The organism is Marivita sp., from assembly GCF_017643905.1.
Classification (GTDB): Bacteria; Pseudomonadota; Alphaproteobacteria; order Rhodobacterales; family Rhodobacteraceae; genus Marivita.
In genome coordinates, this window is record NZ_JAEPMO010000007.1 from 17,940 (window position 1) to 36,708 (window position 18,769).

Genomic DNA, 18,769 nt, shown 5'->3' on the forward strand with positions numbered 1-18,769 from the left:
AAAGGCCGGGCGCATGCCCGGCCTTTTTTGTTGATAAGCGATGCAATCAGTCCGCGCCACGCACCGGGATCGTCGCATCGGGGCGCGGGTGCAGGACTTTTTGCACAAAGTAGGTTGCTGCCGCGATACCCACCCCGATCAGGTCGGTGATCAGCCCGCCTTCAATCATGAAGAGCGCGGCAAGGATCAGCGCGATCCGCAGGAACCAGACCGACCGTCCGCCAAGGAACCAACCTTGCACACCCGAGCTAAGAAGGAACACCCCGATCGTCGCGGTCACTCCGGCGCGGATGACTTCGAACCAGGTTCCATCCATCAGGATCGCGCTGTTGTAGAAGAACATGTAGGGCACGATGAAAGCCGCGATGCCGATCTTGAACGACGCGACCGATGTTTCCATCGGGTTCGCACCCGAGATCCCCGCTGCCGCATAGCTTGCCAGTGCGACCGGAGGTGTGATCGCTGACAGAACCGCGAAGTAGAAGACGAAGAAGTGTGCCGTCAGCGTCGGGATGCCCAACTGCACGAGGCCGGGCGCAACGACCGACGCGGCAACCGCGTAGGCGGCGGTGGTCGGCATGCCCATCCCAAGCAGGATCGCGATACACATCGCAAAGAACAGCGCCAGAAGCTGGCTCACGCCTGCAAGGTCCAGAAGCACAGCCGAGAAGCGTGCCCCGACTCCGGTCAGGCTGATCACACCCACGATGATGCCCGCGCAGGCACAGACCGCGATGATCTGGATCGACATGATCCCGGCCAGCTCAAATGCTTTGAGGATCGACCGCAGGCCCATTCGATGCGGCGTAAACCACGACACGACCGCTGCTGCGACGGTCGCCAAGGTGCCCGCGCGGATCACGGAATAGCCCATGAACAGGGCAACGATCAGGATGATGATCGGGATGAACAGGTAGACCTGACGCACAAGCTTGTTGAACTTGGGAAGTTCGTCTTCCCGCATCCCGCGCATGCCAAGCTTGGCGGCCTCGAAATCGACCATGAAGTAGACCGACACGAAATAGAGGATCGCGGGGAGGATCGCGGCAATCGCGATGTCGGTATAGGGAATACCGGTGATCTCGGCCATGATGAAAGCGCCGGCACCCATGATCGGCGGCATGATTTGCCCACCGGTCGAGGCCGCTGCTTCAACCGCGCCAGCGGTTTTCTTGTGGTAGCCCACGCGTTTCATTAACGGGATGGTCAGCGATCCGGTCGCCACCACGTTGCCTGCCGACGTACCGTTGATCATGCCCATCAGACCTGATGCAAAGATGGCCACTTTGGCGGGGCCACCCCGCGCACGACCCGCAGTCGCAAACGCAAAGTTGACAAAGTAGTCGCCCACTTTTGACGCCTGAAGAAAGGCCGCGAAGATGATGAACAGGATGATGTAGGTCGACGACACCGCCGTAGTCGGTCCCAGAATGCCCGCGTCGGAATAGACATGGCCGAAGAAGCGTTGCCAAGAATAGGCGCTTTGCACCGCGAGGATGCCGGGCAGCAAGTGCGCCACAAAGGTATATAGCAGGAACACACCGGTGATGATCACCAGTGCCAGACCCGCGACGCGGCGTGTGAGTTCGAGGATCATTGCAGAGCCTGCGGTCGCCGCAAAGGCGACCCCGATGGGCACAAACGGCGTACCGACGGCGTTGCGCGCGGCGGTGCCGTAGATGGCAATGAGATATATTGCGATGACGATCCCGCACAGGGCCAGAACCACGTCTGAGGCGGCGAAAAGCTCTCGCCCCCGTCTTTCGAACCAGCCAGTGACGATGGCTCCAAACGTGGCGATCAGAAGTGGCGTTCCGAACCACCAGACCTCACTGGCATAGATTTCGGTTCCTGGAAAAGCGGCCCATGTGGTCAGACCGCCCATCTGCGGCAGCGTGCCCGAATTGATGAGTGTATGATAGCCTGATGCGGTGATCCCGGCGACCAGTGCAGGAATGACCAAGATCAAAGCAAGAATCGAGATCAGCTTCGTTTCCTTGTGGGGTGCGTCATCTTCCGAAAAGGTGTGCGCTGAAAACAGCAGGAACCCCAGGGCCAGAGCGCCCGAAATGTGCACGATCCGGAAGTTCCAGGTTTCCAGAGGGAATTGCGGCAAAAACGGTATTTCGATCCCGGTCCAATCGGAAATGGACACCCCGTTCAATGCGATCATGTGGAACGCGGCATAGATGGTCGAAAGTGCGGCCATCACGAAATAGGCGCGCCCTGAAAACAGACGGCGGTTGCTCTCGATCGGTTCCTCGTCAACGCCTTCGGCGAGAATGGGTTCGTCCAGCGGCTCGTCGGCATGCAGGTTTTTGGAATCGGTCATCGTGTCCTCCCGGGTGATGGCCTGTGTAGCCTGAACGCTATCTTGAACCGGCCATCATTGAAACAAAACCGCGCCCGCATGTGGGGCGCGGTTCCGATTCTTCAGCACTTGCAAACAATAGAAACGCATTGTTCGCAAATCATGCATAATCATCCGCCGTGGATCATATCCGCCGCAATGCTTGCACTTGCGTTTTCTGTGAACCAGCGCGCTGCGCCGGGGTGCCACTTCATGACGGTGTTGCGATCCCAGAATTCCGGCAGTGTGGAGCGCGCTGCGCGGTGCGTGTTCACCATCCGCTCATTGTCTGACATGACCGCGTTGACGACTTCGTACACGAAGGTCTCGGGCAGGTCGCAGTTTGCGATGGCGAAGTTCCACATCGAGACCGACCGTGCCGGCGCTTCGAGTGTGGTGTAGGCATCGGCAGAGATGTCGAAATTCGCCACAGGGAAGGCTGCCGTGATCTTGGCCTGTTCTTCTTCGGTGAATTCGATGATGTTGATCGCGGTCTGAACCTCAAGCTGCGACACCGCAGGAACCGGAACACCCGCTGCGAAGGCGATCACGTCCAGCAGACCATCCTGAAGCTGACCGCCAAGGTCGGACCAGCCGCCATTGCGACGTTCGAAATTGACGCCCAGTTCTTCCATCATGCGCGGGAAATAGGTGTCGGATGTCGAGCCTGCCGGGCCAAAGCCGATACGCGCACCTGCCGGGATATCAGAGATGGACGCGATCCCCGACGATGCGAGAGCGGTGACCGAGAACGGTGTCTGGTACATCGGGAACATCGCACAGGCGTTGGTCATCGGCAGACCCGGTGCAATCGGGTTCGAACCGGCGATCGATTCCGCCGCAGGGCCCATGGTTGTCATGCCAAAGGGCAGATCGCCGGTGTGGACCAGCGCCATGTTCTGCATCGGGCCGCCGGTGACTTCGGCGCCGCCAGAGACACCCAGAACCTCGGACACGATCCCGGCCCAGCCAGAGCCATAGCCGAAATACGTCCCACCCTGCGATCCGGTGCCGACGGTAAAGCTCTCTGGCCAGCCTGTCCGATCCTGAGCGACGGACATGGTTGCCGAAAAGGCAGCGACCACAACGGCCCCTGTCAAAGCAGTAAATTTCATTGTTTTCCTCCACTGTGTGCGTTCCTCGGGCGCAGGTTTGCTTTTTGCTGCCCTAGCGGATTGATCCGCGACGCATGAAGTAAAGCTACAGGCAAGGAAATCACGAGTTCAAGGCAAAAGACTGTAACTTCAGTCTCATTGATTATTCAATTATTTTGAATAATTCCGATCCCGACATGCGTCATGCCGTTGCCGCGAGTGCGGAAAGACGGTCTTCGAGCACCTCCAGAAACGCATCCCGCGCTGGATGCCGTGCGTCCCGAACCCAAACCGCTGATACCGCAAGGCGGTTGCGGGCGCTGTCCGGCAGGTCAAGCGACACAAAGGAAACGCCACCCACCGCTAGCCGTGATGCCCACCGTGGCACGATCGCTAATCCCACGCCTGTGCTGACAAGACTGACAATCGTCTGCTTCTCCTCGGCGATCTGTGCAACACGTGCAGTGAGCCCTGCCTCGAGAAACAGTTTCATCGTCAGGTCGTGGCTGTGAGGCCGGGAATTTCGTTCCGGCACGATCAGCGGGGCGTCTGCCATGTCTTCGACCGAAACCTTAGTTCGTTTGGCAAGCGGATGGCTTTCCGGAACCGCGACGACCGCAGTTTCATAAAACAGATGCTGGTAGACAAGCCGCGCGTCGCGCACCTCTGGAGGCCTGACAATGGCGATGTCCAGACGCCCAGACACCAATCTTGGCAAAAGCCGGATTGTTTTCTGCTCAAGCAGTTCGACGTCAATCTCGGCATGCCTTTCACGAAAATGGGGCAAGAGCTGCGGAATAAGACCCGCAGCCGCGCTGTCGATGGCACCGATCCGAAGGATCGACGCCTGATCCTGTCGGCTGTCCCGGAATGTCGCCTCAAGCCGGTCCGCCTGCTCGATCAGGTCGCGCGCTGCTTCGACAAAATTGCGTCCCGGCTCCGTCAGAGAGACACTGCGCGTTGTTCTGACAAGCAGACGCGCACCCAGGCTTTCTTCCAGAAGCTTGATATGCCGTCCCAACGATGCAGGCAGCATATTCAGGCTTTGCGCCGCTTTTCCAAAATGCAGCGTGTCCGCGACGGCGACGAGGCACCTGAGTTGACGGAGTTCCATGCGACCAATATTATTTCATTTTTTTATATGATCTCTGATGCGTTGTGTTGGCTTGGTCAAGTTGCGATTGTCACGCGTAACGGTCGGAGCGCGCATGTCCCGCGCCCGGAAAGCCATCAGGAGACCATGATGCGGACCTATAAAATTGCTGCCATTCCCGCGGATGGCATCGGGCCAGAAGTGATCGACGCTGGAACGGAAGTACTGTCCGTTCTCGCTCAACGCGCAGGAGACGTGCGCTTTGACGTGACGACTTTCGATTGGGGTTCGGACTATTACAAGAAGACGGGCGTCATGATGCCTGAAGACGGTCTTGAACAGCTCAAACCCTTCGACGCGATCTATTTTGGCGCCGTGGGTGCGCCCGATGTGCCGGACCATGTCACGCTCTGGGGTCTGCGGCTGCCCATCTGCCAGGGCTTCGACCAATATGCCAACGTACGCCCGACCAAGATCATTCCCGGTGTAACCTCGCCCCTGCGCGGCGTGGGTGTCGGCGATCTGGATTGGGTGATCGTCCGCGAGAATTCCGAGGGGGAATACTCCGGACATGGGGGCCGTGCGCACCGCGGCATGCCCGAAGAGGTGGGCACAGAAGTGTCCATCTTCACCCGTGTCGGTGTGACCCGCATTATGCGCTATGCCTTCCAACTGGCCCAATCGCGTCCGCGCAAGTTTCTCACCGTTGTCACCAAGTCCAACGCGCAGCGCTTCGGTATGGTCATGTGGGACGAGATCGCAGCAGAGGTCGCGCAGGAATTCCCGGATGTCACGTGGGACAAGATGCTGGTCGATGCGATGACGGTGCGAATGGTGAAGAACCCGCAATCGCTCGACACCATCGTCGCAACCAACCTGCATGCCGACATCCTGTCTGATCTGGCTGGCGCTTTGGCAGGATCGCTTGGGGTTGCGCCGACCGCGAATATCGACCCTGAACGCCGATTCCCGTCGATGTTCGAACCGATCCACGGCTCGGCCTTTGACATCACCGGCAAGGGCATCGCGAACCCCGTGGCGACGTTCTGGACCGCCAGCCAGATGCTCGACCATCTGGGTGAGGCCGAGGCGTCTGCCCGTCTGATGCGCGCCGTGGAAAAGGTGTGCGCCGAAGGTATCATCACGCCCGATGTTGGCGGAACGGCCACCACGAAAGAAGTGACCGAAGCGGTGTGCGAAGCGATCCGCGGAGAGAACATCTGATTTTTGATCTTCGAAGGCGATGGCCTTGAAGAGGCCCTTGCCCCGATTGTAGTCTTTGATGAAGCGGTGTCTTCGGCGCCGCTTCTTTATTTGGAAAGGCCGCTTCTCGCATGTCCCAGAACAGCTACAAGATCGCAGTCATTCCGGGCGACGGGATCGGCAAGGAAACCACCCCGGAAGGCGTCCGCGTGTTGCAGGCCGCACAAAAGCGGTTCGATCTTGGCTTCGATTTCGAAGACCACGATTTTTCCAGCGCGGATTACTACGTCAAGACCGGCGAAATGCTCCCTCCCGACTGGAAGGACAGGCTGTCGGGCAGCGATGCGATTTTCTTTGGAGCGGTTGGCTGGCCCGAAATCGTACCGGATCATGTGTCGCTTTGGGGGTCCTTGATCCAGTTCCGGCGCGAGTTCGATCAATATGTCAGCCTGCGTCCCGCCCGCGCAATGCCGGGCGTTCCGCTGCCATTGGCCGGTCGCAAACCCGGTGATATCGACATGATGATCGTGCGAGAAAACACCGAAGGCGAGTATTCGTCCATCGGTGGGCGCATGTTCCCGGGCACGGACCGCGAGATTGTCATGCAGGAAACGGTGATGAGCCGGATCGGTGTGGACCGTATCCTGAAATACGCGTTCGATCTGGCCCGTTCGCGCGGTGGCCATCTGACCTCTGCGACCAAGTCGAACGGCATCTCGATCACCATGCCCTATTGGGATGAGCGGGTGCAGGAGATGTCGGCGCAATATCCCGATGTGAAGGTCGACAAGTACCATATCGACATCCTGACCGCGCAGTTCGTCCTTCACCCCGACTGGTTCGACGTGGTTGTCGCATCGAACCTCTTTGGCGACATCCTGTCCGACCTCGGCCCCGCCTGTACGGGCACCATCGGGATCGCGCCTTCGGGCAACATCAACCCCGAAGGTCGGTTCCCGTCGCTCTTTGAACCGGTCCACGGTTCTGCCCCTGACATCGCCGGCAAAGGCATCGCGAACCCGGTCGGTCAGATTTGGGCGGCGTCGATGATGCTCGACCATCTGGGTCAGCCAGAGGCGGCAGCGGCCATCGTGCGCGCCATTGAGACCGTGCTGACTGAAGATGCGCTGCGCACTGCCGACTTGGGCGGCATGGCCGATACGGTGACCTGCGGAAGCGCAATTGCCGACGCCCTTCTGGACGGTGTCTGAGTGTGACCGCCTCGCGTTTTCTGGATGGCTTCACACTGCGGGACGAGACCGTCAACGGCGTGCGCATCCACTTCGCAAGCGCGGGAGAAGGCCCACCCGTCCTGTTACTCCATGGGCATCCGCAGTCGCATGTCGTCTGGCGCAAGGTCGCGCCTGCTTTGGTCAAAGCGGGTTACTCTGTCGTGGCATCGGATTTGCGCGGCTATGGCGACAGCGAAAAGGTCGAGAGCCACGCACCACATCTGCTCTATTCCAAGCGCGAGATGGCCAAGGATCAGGTGGCTTTGATGCAGGCGCTGGGTCATAAGCGGTTCGCCGTTGTCGGACATGATCGCGGCGGTCGCGTGGCCCATCGCATGGCGCTTGATCATCCGGAGGCGGTGGACCGTCTGGTGGTTCTCGACATCGCGCCGACCCTGACGATGTACGAACAAACCAACCAAGAGTTTGCCACGCGCTATTTCTGGTGGTTTTTCCTGATCCAGCCCGAGGATTTACCCGAACGTATGATCGGGCAGGACCCGGAATATTTCCTGCGCCGCCACATCGGTGGCCAGGTCAAGACACCCGGCGCGGTCACCGAAGAGGTCATGGCCGAATATCTGCGCACCTACCGCGATCCGGCGACGATCCACGCGATCTGCGAAGATTACCGCGCGGCATCCAAGATCGACCTCGAGCACGACCGCGCCGATCAAGATCGCCGTATCGAAGCGCCTGTCCTCGCAATCTGGGGGGACACGGGCGTGGTCGGCGATCTCTATGATGTGCCGCAGACTTGGCGGGACAAGGCCCGAACGGTGCGGGGTGTTGCGCTTGCATGCGGGCATGCCATTCCCGAAGAAGCGCCCGATGCGTTGCTGGCGGAAGTCATTCCCTTTCTTGCAACCTGACAAAACGCCCGTTTTTGCGCCAAACCGTTTGGATTCTTGCAGCAGTTGTGTCCTTTGGGTCCTGAGAGCCTGTTTTTGCAGGATTATGCGCTACCTACTGCGTTGCGGCATGCCGCCGATTCAAAAAAGGAGAGGTTCGATGCAACTTCTTGCCCGTTGTGCCCTGGTAGGTCTGATGCTTGGACTTCCTGCCCTTGCGACGGCTCAAGGCCGTCCGGCGGGTGTGACCACCGCGATCGTGACGACCAGCAATATGGCGGAAACCGTGTCTGTGTTCGGCGAAGTCGTTGCCGGACGGGAAAGTGCGGTTGCCGCAAGGGTTGGCGGTGTTGCTCAGGATGTCCCGATCCGGATCGGCGATCTTGTCGAAGAAGGCGACGTGCTGGCACGGTTGGATACCGAACTTCTCGAAATCGAACTGGCGCAAGCCGAGGCGCAGATTGCGATTGCTCAGGCGGGGATATCAGTCTCGGAGGCGCGGCTGGATCGCGCTGAAAAGGCGTTCCGTCGTGCCGAAACACTAAGACAGAACTCGACCATTGCCGAAGCGCAATTGGAAGAACGCGCCAGCGACTTTGCCGAGGCGCGCGGTGCGCAGCAGGAAGCCTTGGCACGGATTCAGGCATCAAGGAACGCGCTGGAACAGGCACGCTATCGTCTCGACAACGCCGTGGTCCGGGCGCCCTTTGACGCAGTCGTCCTCGATGTTGCGACCGAGGTTGGTCAGTTCATCACGGCAGGCAGCCAAGTGGCGACGCTGATCGACACAAGCGCGCTTGAAATCGAAGCGAATGTCCCCGCGCGCTACGTGTCCGCGCTAAGGAAAGATCAACCGGTTACGGCCACGACCGATATCGGCGATACCGTGACGCTTACTCTCCGGGCCATCCTGCCAACGGAATTTGCTGCAACGCGCACCCGCCCCGTGCGTTTCGAATTGCAGGACACGGCGGCGACGATTGCGGTTGGGCAGACCGTCACACTTGATGTTCCGGTGAGTGCCCCGCGCGAGGTTCTCGTGGTTCCGAAAGACGCGTTGGTGCAGGCTCAAGGCGGGTGGAGTGTGTTCGTCCATGAAGACGGGAAGGCGATGCCGCGTACCATCGAAATCGGCGCTGCCCTCAACAGCTCATTCGAGGTTCTGTCGGGTTTGAACGAGGGCGACGAAGTTGTCGTACGCGGCAATGAAAGATTGCGTCCGGGACAGGACATTGCGCCATCCGGTCCGCCTCAAGGGGCACCAACCGGTGCGCCGTCCACCGGAAGCAACGGGTAGGCCATGGACCTGATCCGTTCATCCATCGAACGTCCTATTGCCGTGATGGCTGTGGTCATCATGGCCGTCCTGTTTGGCGCATTGGCGCTCAGCCGCATTCCGGTGCAATTGGCCCCAGATGTTCGCAAGCCTGTGGTTGTCGTTGAAACCTCATGGCCCGGCGCGGCCCCTGCCGAGATTGAACGTGAGATCATCAATCCGCAGGAAGACGCGTTCCGGGGTCTTGAGGGGCTCGAGATCATGACCAGCCGTGCCCGCACGGGGCAGGCGTCGGTCACGCTGGAATTTGCCATCGGGTCGGATATGGGTGACATCCTTCTGCTCGTGTCGAACCGTCTGGACCGTGTCGGGGGCTATCCAAGCGAAGCCGGAGAGCCGACGCTGAACACCTCCGGGTCCGACGACAGCCCAATCGCGTGGGTGATGGTCAAGGCGAGGGAGGGCAACACGCGACCTCTGCCCACCTATGGCGACTTCGTCGAAGACGTGGTGAAGGAAAGGCTTGAGCGTGTGAACGGTGTTTCGACCGTCAACGTGTTTGGTGGCGTGTCCCGCGAATTGCAGATCGTGATCCGCCCGGAAGAACTGGCGCGATTGGGTCTGACGATCCCTGCTGTGGTTCAGCGGCTGCGCGCCGAGAACATCAGCATTTCTGCCGGTGATGTGGAAGAAGGCAAACGCCGCTACACGGTGCGTGCCGATGGCAACCTGAACACGATTGAGGCGATCAACAGCGTTGTGCTGCGCAGCCAAAGCCTTGGCACCAATGGCGCGCTGGGTCGTGTCCGCATTGGCGATGTGGCGGATGTGAGCTTTGCCTACAAGGAAAACACCGCACGTCTTCGGTTCCGGGGCGAACCTGCTTTGGCCTTCAACATCGTGCGCGAACAGGGGGCCAACGTCATCTCGACCATGGAAGAGGTGAAGGCCGTCATCGCCGAACTTGAGGCCGGGCCGGTCGCCACAAACGGTCTGACGCTTGAACAGGTTTATGACGAGACGATCTATATCGAAGGCGCGATTGATCTGGTCACTCAGAATATCTGGATCGGTGGTCTGCTTGCCGCCGCGGTCCTGCTGATCTTCCTGCGCAGTCCGCGTGCCACGCTGGTCATCAGCATGGCGATCCCGGTGTCCATCGTGGCCACATTCGTGGCGATGGCGGTCACTGGGCGGACGCTGAACGTGATTTCTCTGGCTGGTATCGCCTTTGCGGTCGGCATGATCGTGGATGCGGCCATCGTGGTTCTGGAGAACATTTTCCGATTGCGGGAAGAGGGCAAATCCCGGCGCGACGCGGCCTATATCGGCGCGAAACAGGTCTGGGGCGCGATCCTTGTGTCGGCCCTGACAACAGTCATGGTGTTTATCCCGATCCTCGTGATGCAGCTTGAAGCGGGGCAGTTGTTCCGGGACATCGCCGTTGCGATTTCCGTGTCAGTCCTGCTTTCGCTGGTAGTTGCCGTGACGGTCATCCCGGCCTTGTCGAGCCGATTGCTCAAAGGTGGGGAGACCAAGAAGCTGGGGCTTCCCGGCATCGACCACTTCGGGCGCGGCTTTACCTGGCTCATCATGAAATACGTACGGTTCACGGTGCGCTTCCGTACGGTTGGTCTTGTCATGGTCGCTGCCATCGCGACGGGCGCGGGCGTTGCCGCTTGGGCGTTCCTGCCCAAACTGGAATACCTGCCCGAAGGAAACCGTAATCTGGTGTTCGGCTTGATCATCCCGCCGCCCGGATACAATCTTGAAACCACTGAGACCATCGCCCAGCGCATTGAGGCTGTAGCACAACCGATGTGGGACGCGGCTCCTGCGACTGAAACTGAAACCGGGCAGCCGGCACTGGAATCGTTCTTTTTTGTCGCCACGCCGGGCAACAGTTTCGTTGGTGCGGCCGCAGTCGATGGAAGTCGTGTGGCCGAGGTGATCCCGATCCTGTCGCAGCCGATCTTTGCAGAGCCGGGAACCTTCGGTTTCATGACCCAGCCGTCGCTTTTCGGGCGCGGGGTCGGCGGTGGCCGGACCATCGAGCTGAACATTTCGGGAGACGAGCTTGAAGACATCCTCCGCGTTGCCGGTCAGGCGGCTGGCACCATCGGGCAGCTCTTGCCGCGCTCCGAAGGGCACCAGTTCCGCCCTATTCCCGGTCTTGAACTGGGTGCGCCGGAGGTTCGGCTGATCCCGGACCGCGTGCGGCTTGCCGATGCGGGGCTAACGACGCAAGACCTTGCCGCGACGGTGGATGCGTTCAACGACGGCTTGAGGGTGGCGGAAATCAACGTTGGCAACCGGTGTCTTGATCTGACCCTGAAGGGGGACAGCACCGTTCTAAGCGGCCTGCGCACGCAGGACGTGGGCAGTTTCCCGGTGGTCACGCCGACCGGGCGGATCGTTCCGGTGTCTGAGTTGGCAGAGGTTCGCGTCACCGCCGGACCAACCGAGATCCGCCATCTCGAGCGCCTTCGGACGATCACTCTCGAAGTGCGCCCGTCGGATGCTTTGCCCTTGGAGGCAGCAGTGGAGCTGCTTGAGACACAAGTGATCGCCGCGCTGGAGGAACAGGGTCTGCCACCAGGTGTGCGCATGTCGGTATCGGGCACGGCAGATCAGCTTTCTCAGACGTGGAACGCCATTCAGATCAACCTTGCCGTAGCGATGGTCATTGTGTTCCTCGTCATGGCGGTTTTGTTCGAGTCCTTCGTGCTACCGCTTGTCGTGATGATCTCCGTACCCGTGGCCGCGGCCGGCGGTGTCGGAGGATTGGCCGTGTTGAACATGGTGGGCACGCAGCCTTTGGACATGTTGACCCTTCTTGGTTTCGTGATCCTTGTCGGGATTGTTGTGAACAACGCCATCCTGATCGTGCATCAATCGCTCTATCATCTGCGCGAGGAAGGCATGTCGCCCATTGATGCAATCGAAGAGGCAACGCGCAACCGTATCCGACCGATCTTCATGTCGACGCTGACGTCGGTCTGCGGAATGCTGCCGCTTGTGCTGTTCCCCGGTGCCGGGTCTGAGCTTTATCGCGGATTGGGGGCCGTGGTTGTGGGTGGTTTGGCGATGTCTGCCTTCCTGACCCTCCTGACCGTGCCACCGCTTCTGCGATTGGTTCTGTCGGCACGACCTGCCGAGGCCGATGCCGGACCGGAGCCTGTTGCTGCGGAATAGGCGGGGATTTAATCGCTGACTTTGTCAAGCATCCTTGGCTATAGATCCGGGGATGACAGATACTTTGACCAAATCGCCGACATATACAGGGGACCCGTCACCGCAGCGGGCGTTCTATATCTTCGCGGCTGTGCTGGGTCTGTGTGCAGTTGCAATTGCCTGTTATTTTGCTCTGGCATCCTATTTTTTGCGCACCGAGGCGGCGCAGACACCCGAGCGTGCGCAGTTCTTTGCTTCGTCCATCGACGACGCGCTGACCCGGCTTGAGCATCTGCCCTACGTTTTGTCGATCGACGAAAGCACTTTGAACGCACTCACGACAGGAGACACCGACGAGTTGAATCCGATATTGGCGGATATCGCATCGCGGGCCGGGGCAGAGTTTATCTACGTTCTGGACCTGAATGGCAAAACGGTGGCGTCGTCGAATTATCGCGATACGGACAGCCTTGTTGGCAACTACTACACCTTCCGACCGTATTTCCGCGATGCCGTCGCAGGGGGCGCGGGACGGTTCTATGCGGTTGGCGTCACGACGGGACGTCCCGGATATTTCATTGCGGAACCGGTGCGGGATGCGCAGGGAATGATCCAAGGTGTGGTCACCGTCAAGATCGGGTTCAACGACCTGAGCCGCGCAATGTCAGGCAATGGCGAACTGGTGCTTGTGGCGGATGAGCAGGGTGTCGTGTTGGCCAGTTCCGACCCCAAACTGATTTATGGCTACATGTCGCCTTTGTCGGAAGGCAATCGACGCATTCTGGAAGAGCAGCAGCAATTCGGTAGTGAGACTCTGTTCCCACTGGATTGGACGCCGGAAAGCGAACGTCGTGCCCGGCTGGATGGGACGGCCTATGTCTGGACCAAAGCCTATCTGGAGGAAGAGAACTGGTCGCTGCACCTCTTGTCTGAAGTGCGCGAGTCGCGGCGGCAGGCATTGCTCTACGTCGCGGGCGGATTGATGACACTGCTGCTCTTGACGGTTGCCGCGTCGGTCTACCGCGCAGCGCAATTGCGCAATGCCCTCGCGATTTCCAATGCCGACCGTCAGCGATTGACCCGCGAAATCGAAGAGCGGCGCATTGCCGAAAAAAACCTTGAATCCGCGCGCAGCGAGTTGGCGCAGAAGGAACAGCTTGCCGCGCTGGGGCAATTGTCGGCGTCGATCACACATGAACTGGGACAGCCGATTTCCGCGATGCGCAACTACCTCGTGGCCGAGGAAATCGCCGCCAATTCTGAACCGAACGCGCTCTGGCCGCAGCTTTCGGGTCTTGTCGACCGGATGCAGCGGATCGTGGACCAGTTGCGGCTGTTCGGTCGGACCTCGGCGTCTGTGCCAACAACGTTCCCGGTTCAGGACACTGTACAGGCCGCTGTCCAACTGGTGCGGCATACAGCACGGGAGGCAGGTATCCGGCTAGATGTCACGCTGCCCGACCATCCGATCCGCGTACGGGGACGACCTGAACGCTTTGAGCAGGTGATCGTCAATCTTTTGCGCAACGGCATCGACGCAACCGAAGGCAAAGCGGACGGGCGTGTCACCCTTTCCATGGACGAGCGCGACAGCTGCGTTGTTCTGACCGTCGCCGACAATGGGCACGGGTTGGGCGATCTGAACATCGCGGACCTGAGCAAGCCCTTTTTCAGCACCAAACCCTCTGGCAAGGGAATGGGGCTTGGTCTTGCCATTTCGGGCCAGATCATCAACGAAATGGGTGGAACGCTGCATGCGGAGAACAACCTGGATCAAGGAGCCGTCTTTGTGATCATCCTTCCCAAGCCTGACAACGCTGATGCCTGATCCGTTTCGTGCCTTGATCGTCGATGACGACGCCGAGATGCGCCAGTCGCTCGCAGTTCTGTTGGAGAGATCGGATTGGGCCGTTGAATCCGTGGGCAGCGCAGAAGTCGCGCTGTCGCGGCTTCAGGCGACTGCGCCTGACGTGGTCCTGTCGGATGTGCGGATGCCTGGAATGTCAGGGCTCGACCTTCTGGAGGCAATGTCGAAGCGCCCGTCGCCGCCGTTGGTTCTGATTTCGGCACATGGCGATATCCCGATGGCGGTGGATGCCATCCAGAACGGGGCTTACTCCTTTCTGGAAAAGCCGTTCGAACCGCGCCGGCTTTTGACGGTTCTCAAGCATGCGGCAGAACAGCATCGCTTGTCGGACATGACCAAACGGATGCGGGAACAGTTGGTTTCCCTGTCGGGATTGGACCGCGTGCTGCTGGGTGGTGATGTGCGTGTGACCAAGCTCAAGGAAGAGGCGATTGACCTCGCCCTGTCCGATGCCCCTGTCCTGATCACCGGCGAAACGGGAACGGGCAAGGAACTGGTCGCCCGCGCACTGCATCGTCTTGGGCCACGCCGCGACAAGGAATTTGTTGCGCTGAATTGCGCCTCGCTTGCACCCGACCGTGTCGAAGAACAGATGTTCGGCACGGCGCAGACGCTTTTGGGAAGTTTCCGCAAAGCGCATGGCGGCACGTTGTTTCTGGATGAAGTTGCAGCCTGTCCCTTGGAGATGCAGATAAAGCTGCTGCGCGCGCTGGAAACCGGGGTGATCCAACCCGTCGGAACCGATGAAGAGATTCAGACAGATGTGCGTATCGTAGCCGCCACGAATGAAGATCTGGCACCGCTGGTCGAAGCCGGCAAATTTCGCGCGGATTTCCTGTTCCGCCTCAACACGTTCGAAATGCGCCTGCCCCGGCTGATCGAGCGTGGTGACGACATTGTTCTTCTCTACGAACATTTCGTCGAGCAGTTTTGTGAGACCTACGAGATCAGCCCCATCGAGATGACGGCGGAAGACGCCGCGGCCCTCTTGGCCCATAGCTGGCCCGGCAATGTCCGTGAACTGCGCCATGTGGCCGAGCGGCGGGTTCTGGCTGCCCGGCGGGGAGGCGGGTCGGTAGCAGAAGCCCTGCGCACCGACGATCTGATCGACGACGTCCCGGCAACCCTGAGAGAGGCAGTGGCACGGTTCGAAAAAACGCTGATTTCGCAGGCGATCACGAACCATGGCGGGCGCATGGATGCGGTGGCTGAGGCGCTGGGCATTGGGCGGCGCACGCTTAACGAGAAGATCGTGAAGCTGGGATTGGAGAAATCCAAGCTTCTGGACTGAGCCCTGCGGATTTCCGCAAGGGCTGTTGTCGCTAACCTGCGGAATGATTCCTATCCGTTTTGAAATCTCGCGCGTATGCTCCGGCTCAGCACTGCTAAGGTGCACATAAGGGGAGGCCTACATGAAATACTTCAAGACCGCCGCACTTGCGGCGACCATCGCGTTTTCGGGCATTGCCGCACATGCGCAGAGCGAGGCCGGAAGCTATGTTTTGACCACGGCATCGACCGGTGGCACCTACTATCCGGTGGGCGTTGCGCTTTCGACGCTGGTAAAGGTCAAGCTTGAGCCGAGCCAGAAGATCGGCATGTCCGCGATCAGCTCGGCCGGGTCCGGTGAGAACATCCGCTTGCTGCGCGAAAATGAGGCGCAGTTCGGCATTCTGCAGGGTCTGTTCGGCTATTATGCGGCTACGGGCACAGGTCCGATCGCAGAGGTTGGACCGCAGGAAAACCTGCGCTCTGTTTCGATGCTGTGGCAGAACGTGGAGCACTTTGTTGTCTCGTCTGATGTGGCAGCAACCGGCACACTGTCCGACATGGTCGCGCTGAAAGGCGAGGCGATGGCAATGGGTGCGCAGAACTCGGGTACCATCGGGTCAAACCGCACCATCCTGTCCGGCTTTGGCATCGACATCGACACCGATTATGAACTGGTCTACGGCGGCTACGGCCCGTCCGCAGAAGCGCTCCAAAACGGTCAGGTCAAGGGCATCGGTGCCCCTGGCGGCGTACCGGTTGGTGCGATCAGCCAGTTGATGGCATCTGCAGGTGACAGCGTCACGCTGCTGAGCCTGACCGAAGAAGAAATGAAGATGGCGGATTCGGATCGTGGTCTCTGGACGCCCTACACCATTCCGGCTGGGTCCTATCCGGGTCAAGACACGGATGTGCAGACCGTTGCACAGCCAAACTTCCTGGCCACCAATGCGGATATCCCGGAAGAGCACGTCTATCAGATCACGAAGGCAATCTACGAGAACCTGCCCTTCCTGCAGGCCATCCACCCGGCAACAAAGGTGATGAGCATCGAAAGCGCGATTGCTGGTCTGCCGCTGCCGCTGCACCCCGGTGCGCTGCGTTATTATCAGGAAGTTGGCTTGGATATTCCCGAACGCCTGATCGCCAAGTGAACCACACCAATTCGGCCAGCCCGTGCAAAGCGCGGGCTGGTTCTCTGGCGTTTGGGTGGGACCATGTCAAAAACTGAAGAAGACGAGGACGGAGGTCGACTCCGTTCATTCAACGGGCTTGCGGACAGGACGATTTCGATCATCTGTTTCTTGATCGCGGTTGGCCATATCTATGTAGCGTTTGATCCGGTACTGTCCGAACTGCAACGCAATGCGTTTCACTTTGCCGGGTTCGCGTTATTGGCGGCGCTGCTCTATCCAATGTGGCGCGGATCGTCCGGCAAAGCGGCCCCCGTGGGACTGGATTTCGCGCTGGGGATTGCCGTCGCGGTCTCTGCGGTCTGGCTCGCGCAGGCGGAAACCGCGATCTATGACCGGGGCGTCAAGTTCTCGACCATGGATTGGGTTGCCGCAACCGTCGCAATCGTCGGGGCAATTGAACTGACGCGCCGCGTTGCCGGAATCATCATTCCGATTCTCATCATTCTGTCGCTCACCTACGTGGCCTATTGGGGTCGCTTCGTCGGTGGAGTGTTCTCCTTCCCCGGGCTAAGTCCCGAAACCGTTGCCTTCAGGTCGATTTACGGCGATGATGCAATGTTCGGCACCATCGCGCGGATCTCATCGACCTATGTTTTCCTGTTTATCATCTTTGGTGCATTCCTGCTGCGCTCGGGTGCGGGCGAATTCGTGATCAATATGGCCCGCGCCGTGGCGGGCAAACTGGTGGGTGGACCGGGCATCGTGGCTGTGATCGCGTCTGGCCTGACAGGCACGATTTCCGGGTCAGCGGTGGCCAATACGGCCTCAACAGGTGTGATCACCATTCCGCTGATGAAACGCGCAGGGTTTCAGCCGAAATTCGCAGGCGGTGTCGAAGCGGCAGCCTCAACGGGTGGTCAGCTGATGCCCCCGATCATGGGTGCCGGAGCCTTCGTGATGGCCAGCTTTACCCAGATTCCCTACGAGAAGATCGTTGCAGTCGCAGCCTTGCCAGCGCTGCTTTACTTTCTGTCGGTCGGGTTCTTTGTCCGGATCGAAGCCCGCCGCAACAACCTTCAACCGTTGCCCGATGAAGGCCAGACCCTTGGGTCCGCTTTCAAGGAAGGGGGCGCGAGTTTTATCATTCCGATTTGTACTCTGATTGGTCTGCTGGTTGCTGGCTTCACCCCCACCTATGCTGCGGTCTTTGGTATCCTCGCCGTGATCGCATCAAGCTGGCTCACGAAGAACCGGATGGGCCCGAAGGCTGTCTTTGAAGCTTTCGTGATGGGGTCGAAAGGCATGGTTCTGACGGCGGTTCTGCTGTGTTCGGTCGGCCTTGTCGTTAACGTCATCGCAACCGCGGGGATCGGCAACACGTTCAGCCTGATGATCACCAGCTGGGCGGGTGGCAACATCATGGTCGCCTTGATCCTGATTGCGCTGGCCAGCCTGGTACTTGGCATGGGTCTGCCAGTGACCGCCGCGTATATCGTCCTTGCGACATTGTCGGCCCCGGCTCTGTCGGGAATGATCAGCGACCAGTTCGTGATCACGCAGCTTGCTGCTGGAACCCTGCCTGAGGCTGCGAAGGCCGTGCTGATGTTCGGTGTGCCGGATCAGATCGAACTGTTGAGTCGGGAGCTGACGCATGCCGAAGCTGCCGGATTGATCCGATCGCTGCCGCTGGAAATCGCGGCACCTGTGCGGGATCTTGTGGTGCCTCCTGCCGTTGCGACCAGCGCGCTCTTGTCGGCCCATATGATCATCTTCTGGCTCTCGCAGGATAGCAATGTCACGCCCCCCGTGGCCCTGGCGGCGTTCACCGCTGCGGCGATTGCCAAAGCGCCCGCAATGGCCACGGGTGTCGCCAGCTGGAAACTGGCCAAGGGCCTGTACATCATCCCGGTGCTTTTTGCCTACACGCCGTTCCTGTCGGGCAACTGGCCTGAGATGATCCAGGTGTTCTGTTTCGGTGCGATCGGAGTGTATGCACTTGCCGGGGCATTGCAGGGATGTATGGAAAAGCCGCTTGGCTGGATCATGCGGGCGCTTTGCTTGGCGGCAGGTCTTGCTGCCCTGTGGCCAGACGCGTTGATCCTCAACATTGCAGGTGCAATCGCAACTGTCGGTCTCTTGGTGGCCAATATCCGCTTCGGAAAAACCCCACCGATGACAGCCGTGCCTGAATCGGCCTAAGCCACTAAAGCCGCGTTTCGGGTCC

Annotated in this window: 12 protein-coding genes; 9 read left to right on the top strand and 3 right to left on the bottom strand. The window is 59.7% G+C overall.

All coding sequences use genetic code 11. The features are described 5' to 3' along the window. Positions 1-46: 46 nt before the first annotated feature. The 3 genes from JJ869_RS02020 to JJ869_RS02030 form a co-directional block, all read right to left on the bottom strand. The gene (locus tag JJ869_RS02020; protein WP_292264302.1) at positions 47-2,332 is read right to left on the bottom strand and encodes a TRAP transporter fused permease subunit; all 2,286 of its coding nucleotides are present in this window, start codon (positions 2,330-2,332) and stop codon (positions 47-49) included. A gap of 149 nt (positions 2,333-2,481) precedes the next feature. After that, positions 2,482-3,465 carry a TAXI family TRAP transporter solute-binding subunit gene (locus JJ869_RS02025; protein WP_292264303.1) on the bottom strand — a complete coding sequence of 328 codons (984 nt, stop codon included), beginning with the start codon at positions 3,463-3,465 and terminating at the stop codon, positions 2,482-2,484. Between the two features lie 181 nt (positions 3,466-3,646). Beyond that, a complete protein-coding gene (locus JJ869_RS02030) occupies positions 3,647-4,558 on the bottom strand; it encodes a LysR family transcriptional regulator (RefSeq protein ID WP_292264304.1) in 912 nt (303 codons plus the stop codon). A 126-nt stretch (positions 4,559-4,684) separates the two neighbouring features. Between JJ869_RS02030 and JJ869_RS02035 the strand changes: the two genes are divergently transcribed. The 9 genes from JJ869_RS02035 (at position 4,685) to JJ869_RS02075 (ending at position 18,744) form a co-directional block, all read left to right on the top strand. After that, a complete protein-coding gene (locus JJ869_RS02035) occupies positions 4,685-5,761 on the top strand; it encodes a tartrate dehydrogenase (protein WP_292264305.1) in 1,077 nt (358 codons plus the stop codon). 110 nt (positions 5,762-5,871) lie between these two features. Beyond that, on the top strand, positions 5,872-6,951 hold the full coding sequence (locus JJ869_RS02040) for a tartrate dehydrogenase (RefSeq protein ID WP_292264306.1): 1,080 nt from the start codon (positions 5,872-5,874) through the stop codon (positions 6,949-6,951). 2 nt (positions 6,952-6,953) lie between these two features. Next, entirely contained in the window at positions 6,954-7,844 is an 891-nt protein-coding gene (locus JJ869_RS02045; RefSeq protein WP_292264307.1) for an alpha/beta hydrolase, read from the top strand. Between the two features lie 139 nt (positions 7,845-7,983). After that, positions 7,984-9,120, top strand: a complete 1,137-nt coding sequence (locus JJ869_RS02050) for an efflux RND transporter periplasmic adaptor subunit (protein ID WP_292264308.1) — start codon at positions 7,984-7,986, stop codon at positions 9,118-9,120. Between the two features lie 3 nt (positions 9,121-9,123). Next, a complete protein-coding gene (locus tag JJ869_RS02055; RefSeq protein ID WP_292264309.1) occupies positions 9,124-12,294 on the top strand; it encodes an efflux RND transporter permease subunit in 3,171 nt (1,056 codons plus the stop codon). A gap of 52 nt (positions 12,295-12,346) precedes the next feature. Beyond that, positions 12,347-14,101, top strand: a complete 1,755-nt coding sequence (locus JJ869_RS02060) for an ATP-binding protein (protein WP_292264310.1) — start codon at positions 12,347-12,349, stop codon at positions 14,099-14,101. After that, on the top strand, positions 14,094-15,431 hold the full coding sequence (locus JJ869_RS02065; RefSeq protein ID WP_292264311.1) for a sigma-54 dependent transcriptional regulator: 1,338 nt from the start codon (positions 14,094-14,096) through the stop codon (positions 15,429-15,431). The genes JJ869_RS02060 and JJ869_RS02065 overlap by 8 nt, the downstream gene beginning before the upstream one ends. A 121-nt stretch (positions 15,432-15,552) precedes the next feature. Beyond that, positions 15,553-16,563, top strand: coding sequence for a TAXI family TRAP transporter solute-binding subunit (locus JJ869_RS02070; protein ID WP_292264312.1), 1,011 nt, complete (start codon positions 15,553-15,555; stop codon positions 16,561-16,563). Positions 16,564-16,626: 63 nt separating this feature from the next. Then, positions 16,627-18,744, top strand: coding sequence for a TRAP transporter fused permease subunit (locus JJ869_RS02075; RefSeq protein ID WP_292264313.1), 2,118 nt, complete (start codon positions 16,627-16,629; stop codon positions 18,742-18,744). Positions 18,745-18,769: the final 25 nt, after the last annotated feature.

Coding starts and splice junctions, on each gene's coding strand:
- JJ869_RS02075 (WP_292264313.1), top strand. CDS start 16,627: ATGTCAAAAACTGAAGAAGACGAGGACGGAGGTCGACTCCGTTCATTC.
- JJ869_RS02040 (WP_292264306.1), top strand. CDS start 5,872: ATGTCCCAGAACAGCTACAAGATCGCAGTCATTCCGGGCGACGGGATC.
- JJ869_RS02020 (WP_292264302.1), bottom strand. CDS start 2,332: ATGACCGATTCCAAAAACCTGCATGCCGACGAGCCGCTGGACGAACCC.
- JJ869_RS02030 (WP_292264304.1), bottom strand. CDS start 4,558: ATGGAACTCCGTCAACTCAGGTGCCTCGTCGCCGTCGCGGACACGCTG.
- JJ869_RS02025 (WP_292264303.1), bottom strand. CDS start 3,465: ATGAAATTTACTGCTTTGACAGGGGCCGTTGTGGTCGCTGCCTTTTCG.
- JJ869_RS02050 (WP_292264308.1), top strand. CDS start 7,984: ATGCAACTTCTTGCCCGTTGTGCCCTGGTAGGTCTGATGCTTGGACTT.
- JJ869_RS02065 (WP_292264311.1), top strand. CDS start 14,094: ATGCCTGATCCGTTTCGTGCCTTGATCGTCGATGACGACGCCGAGATG.
- JJ869_RS02070 (WP_292264312.1), top strand. CDS start 15,553: ATGAAATACTTCAAGACCGCCGCACTTGCGGCGACCATCGCGTTTTCG.
- JJ869_RS02035 (WP_292264305.1), top strand. CDS start 4,685: ATGATGCGGACCTATAAAATTGCTGCCATTCCCGCGGATGGCATCGGG.
- JJ869_RS02055 (WP_292264309.1), top strand. CDS start 9,124: ATGGACCTGATCCGTTCATCCATCGAACGTCCTATTGCCGTGATGGCT.
- JJ869_RS02060 (WP_292264310.1), top strand. CDS start 12,347: ATGACAGATACTTTGACCAAATCGCCGACATATACAGGGGACCCGTCA.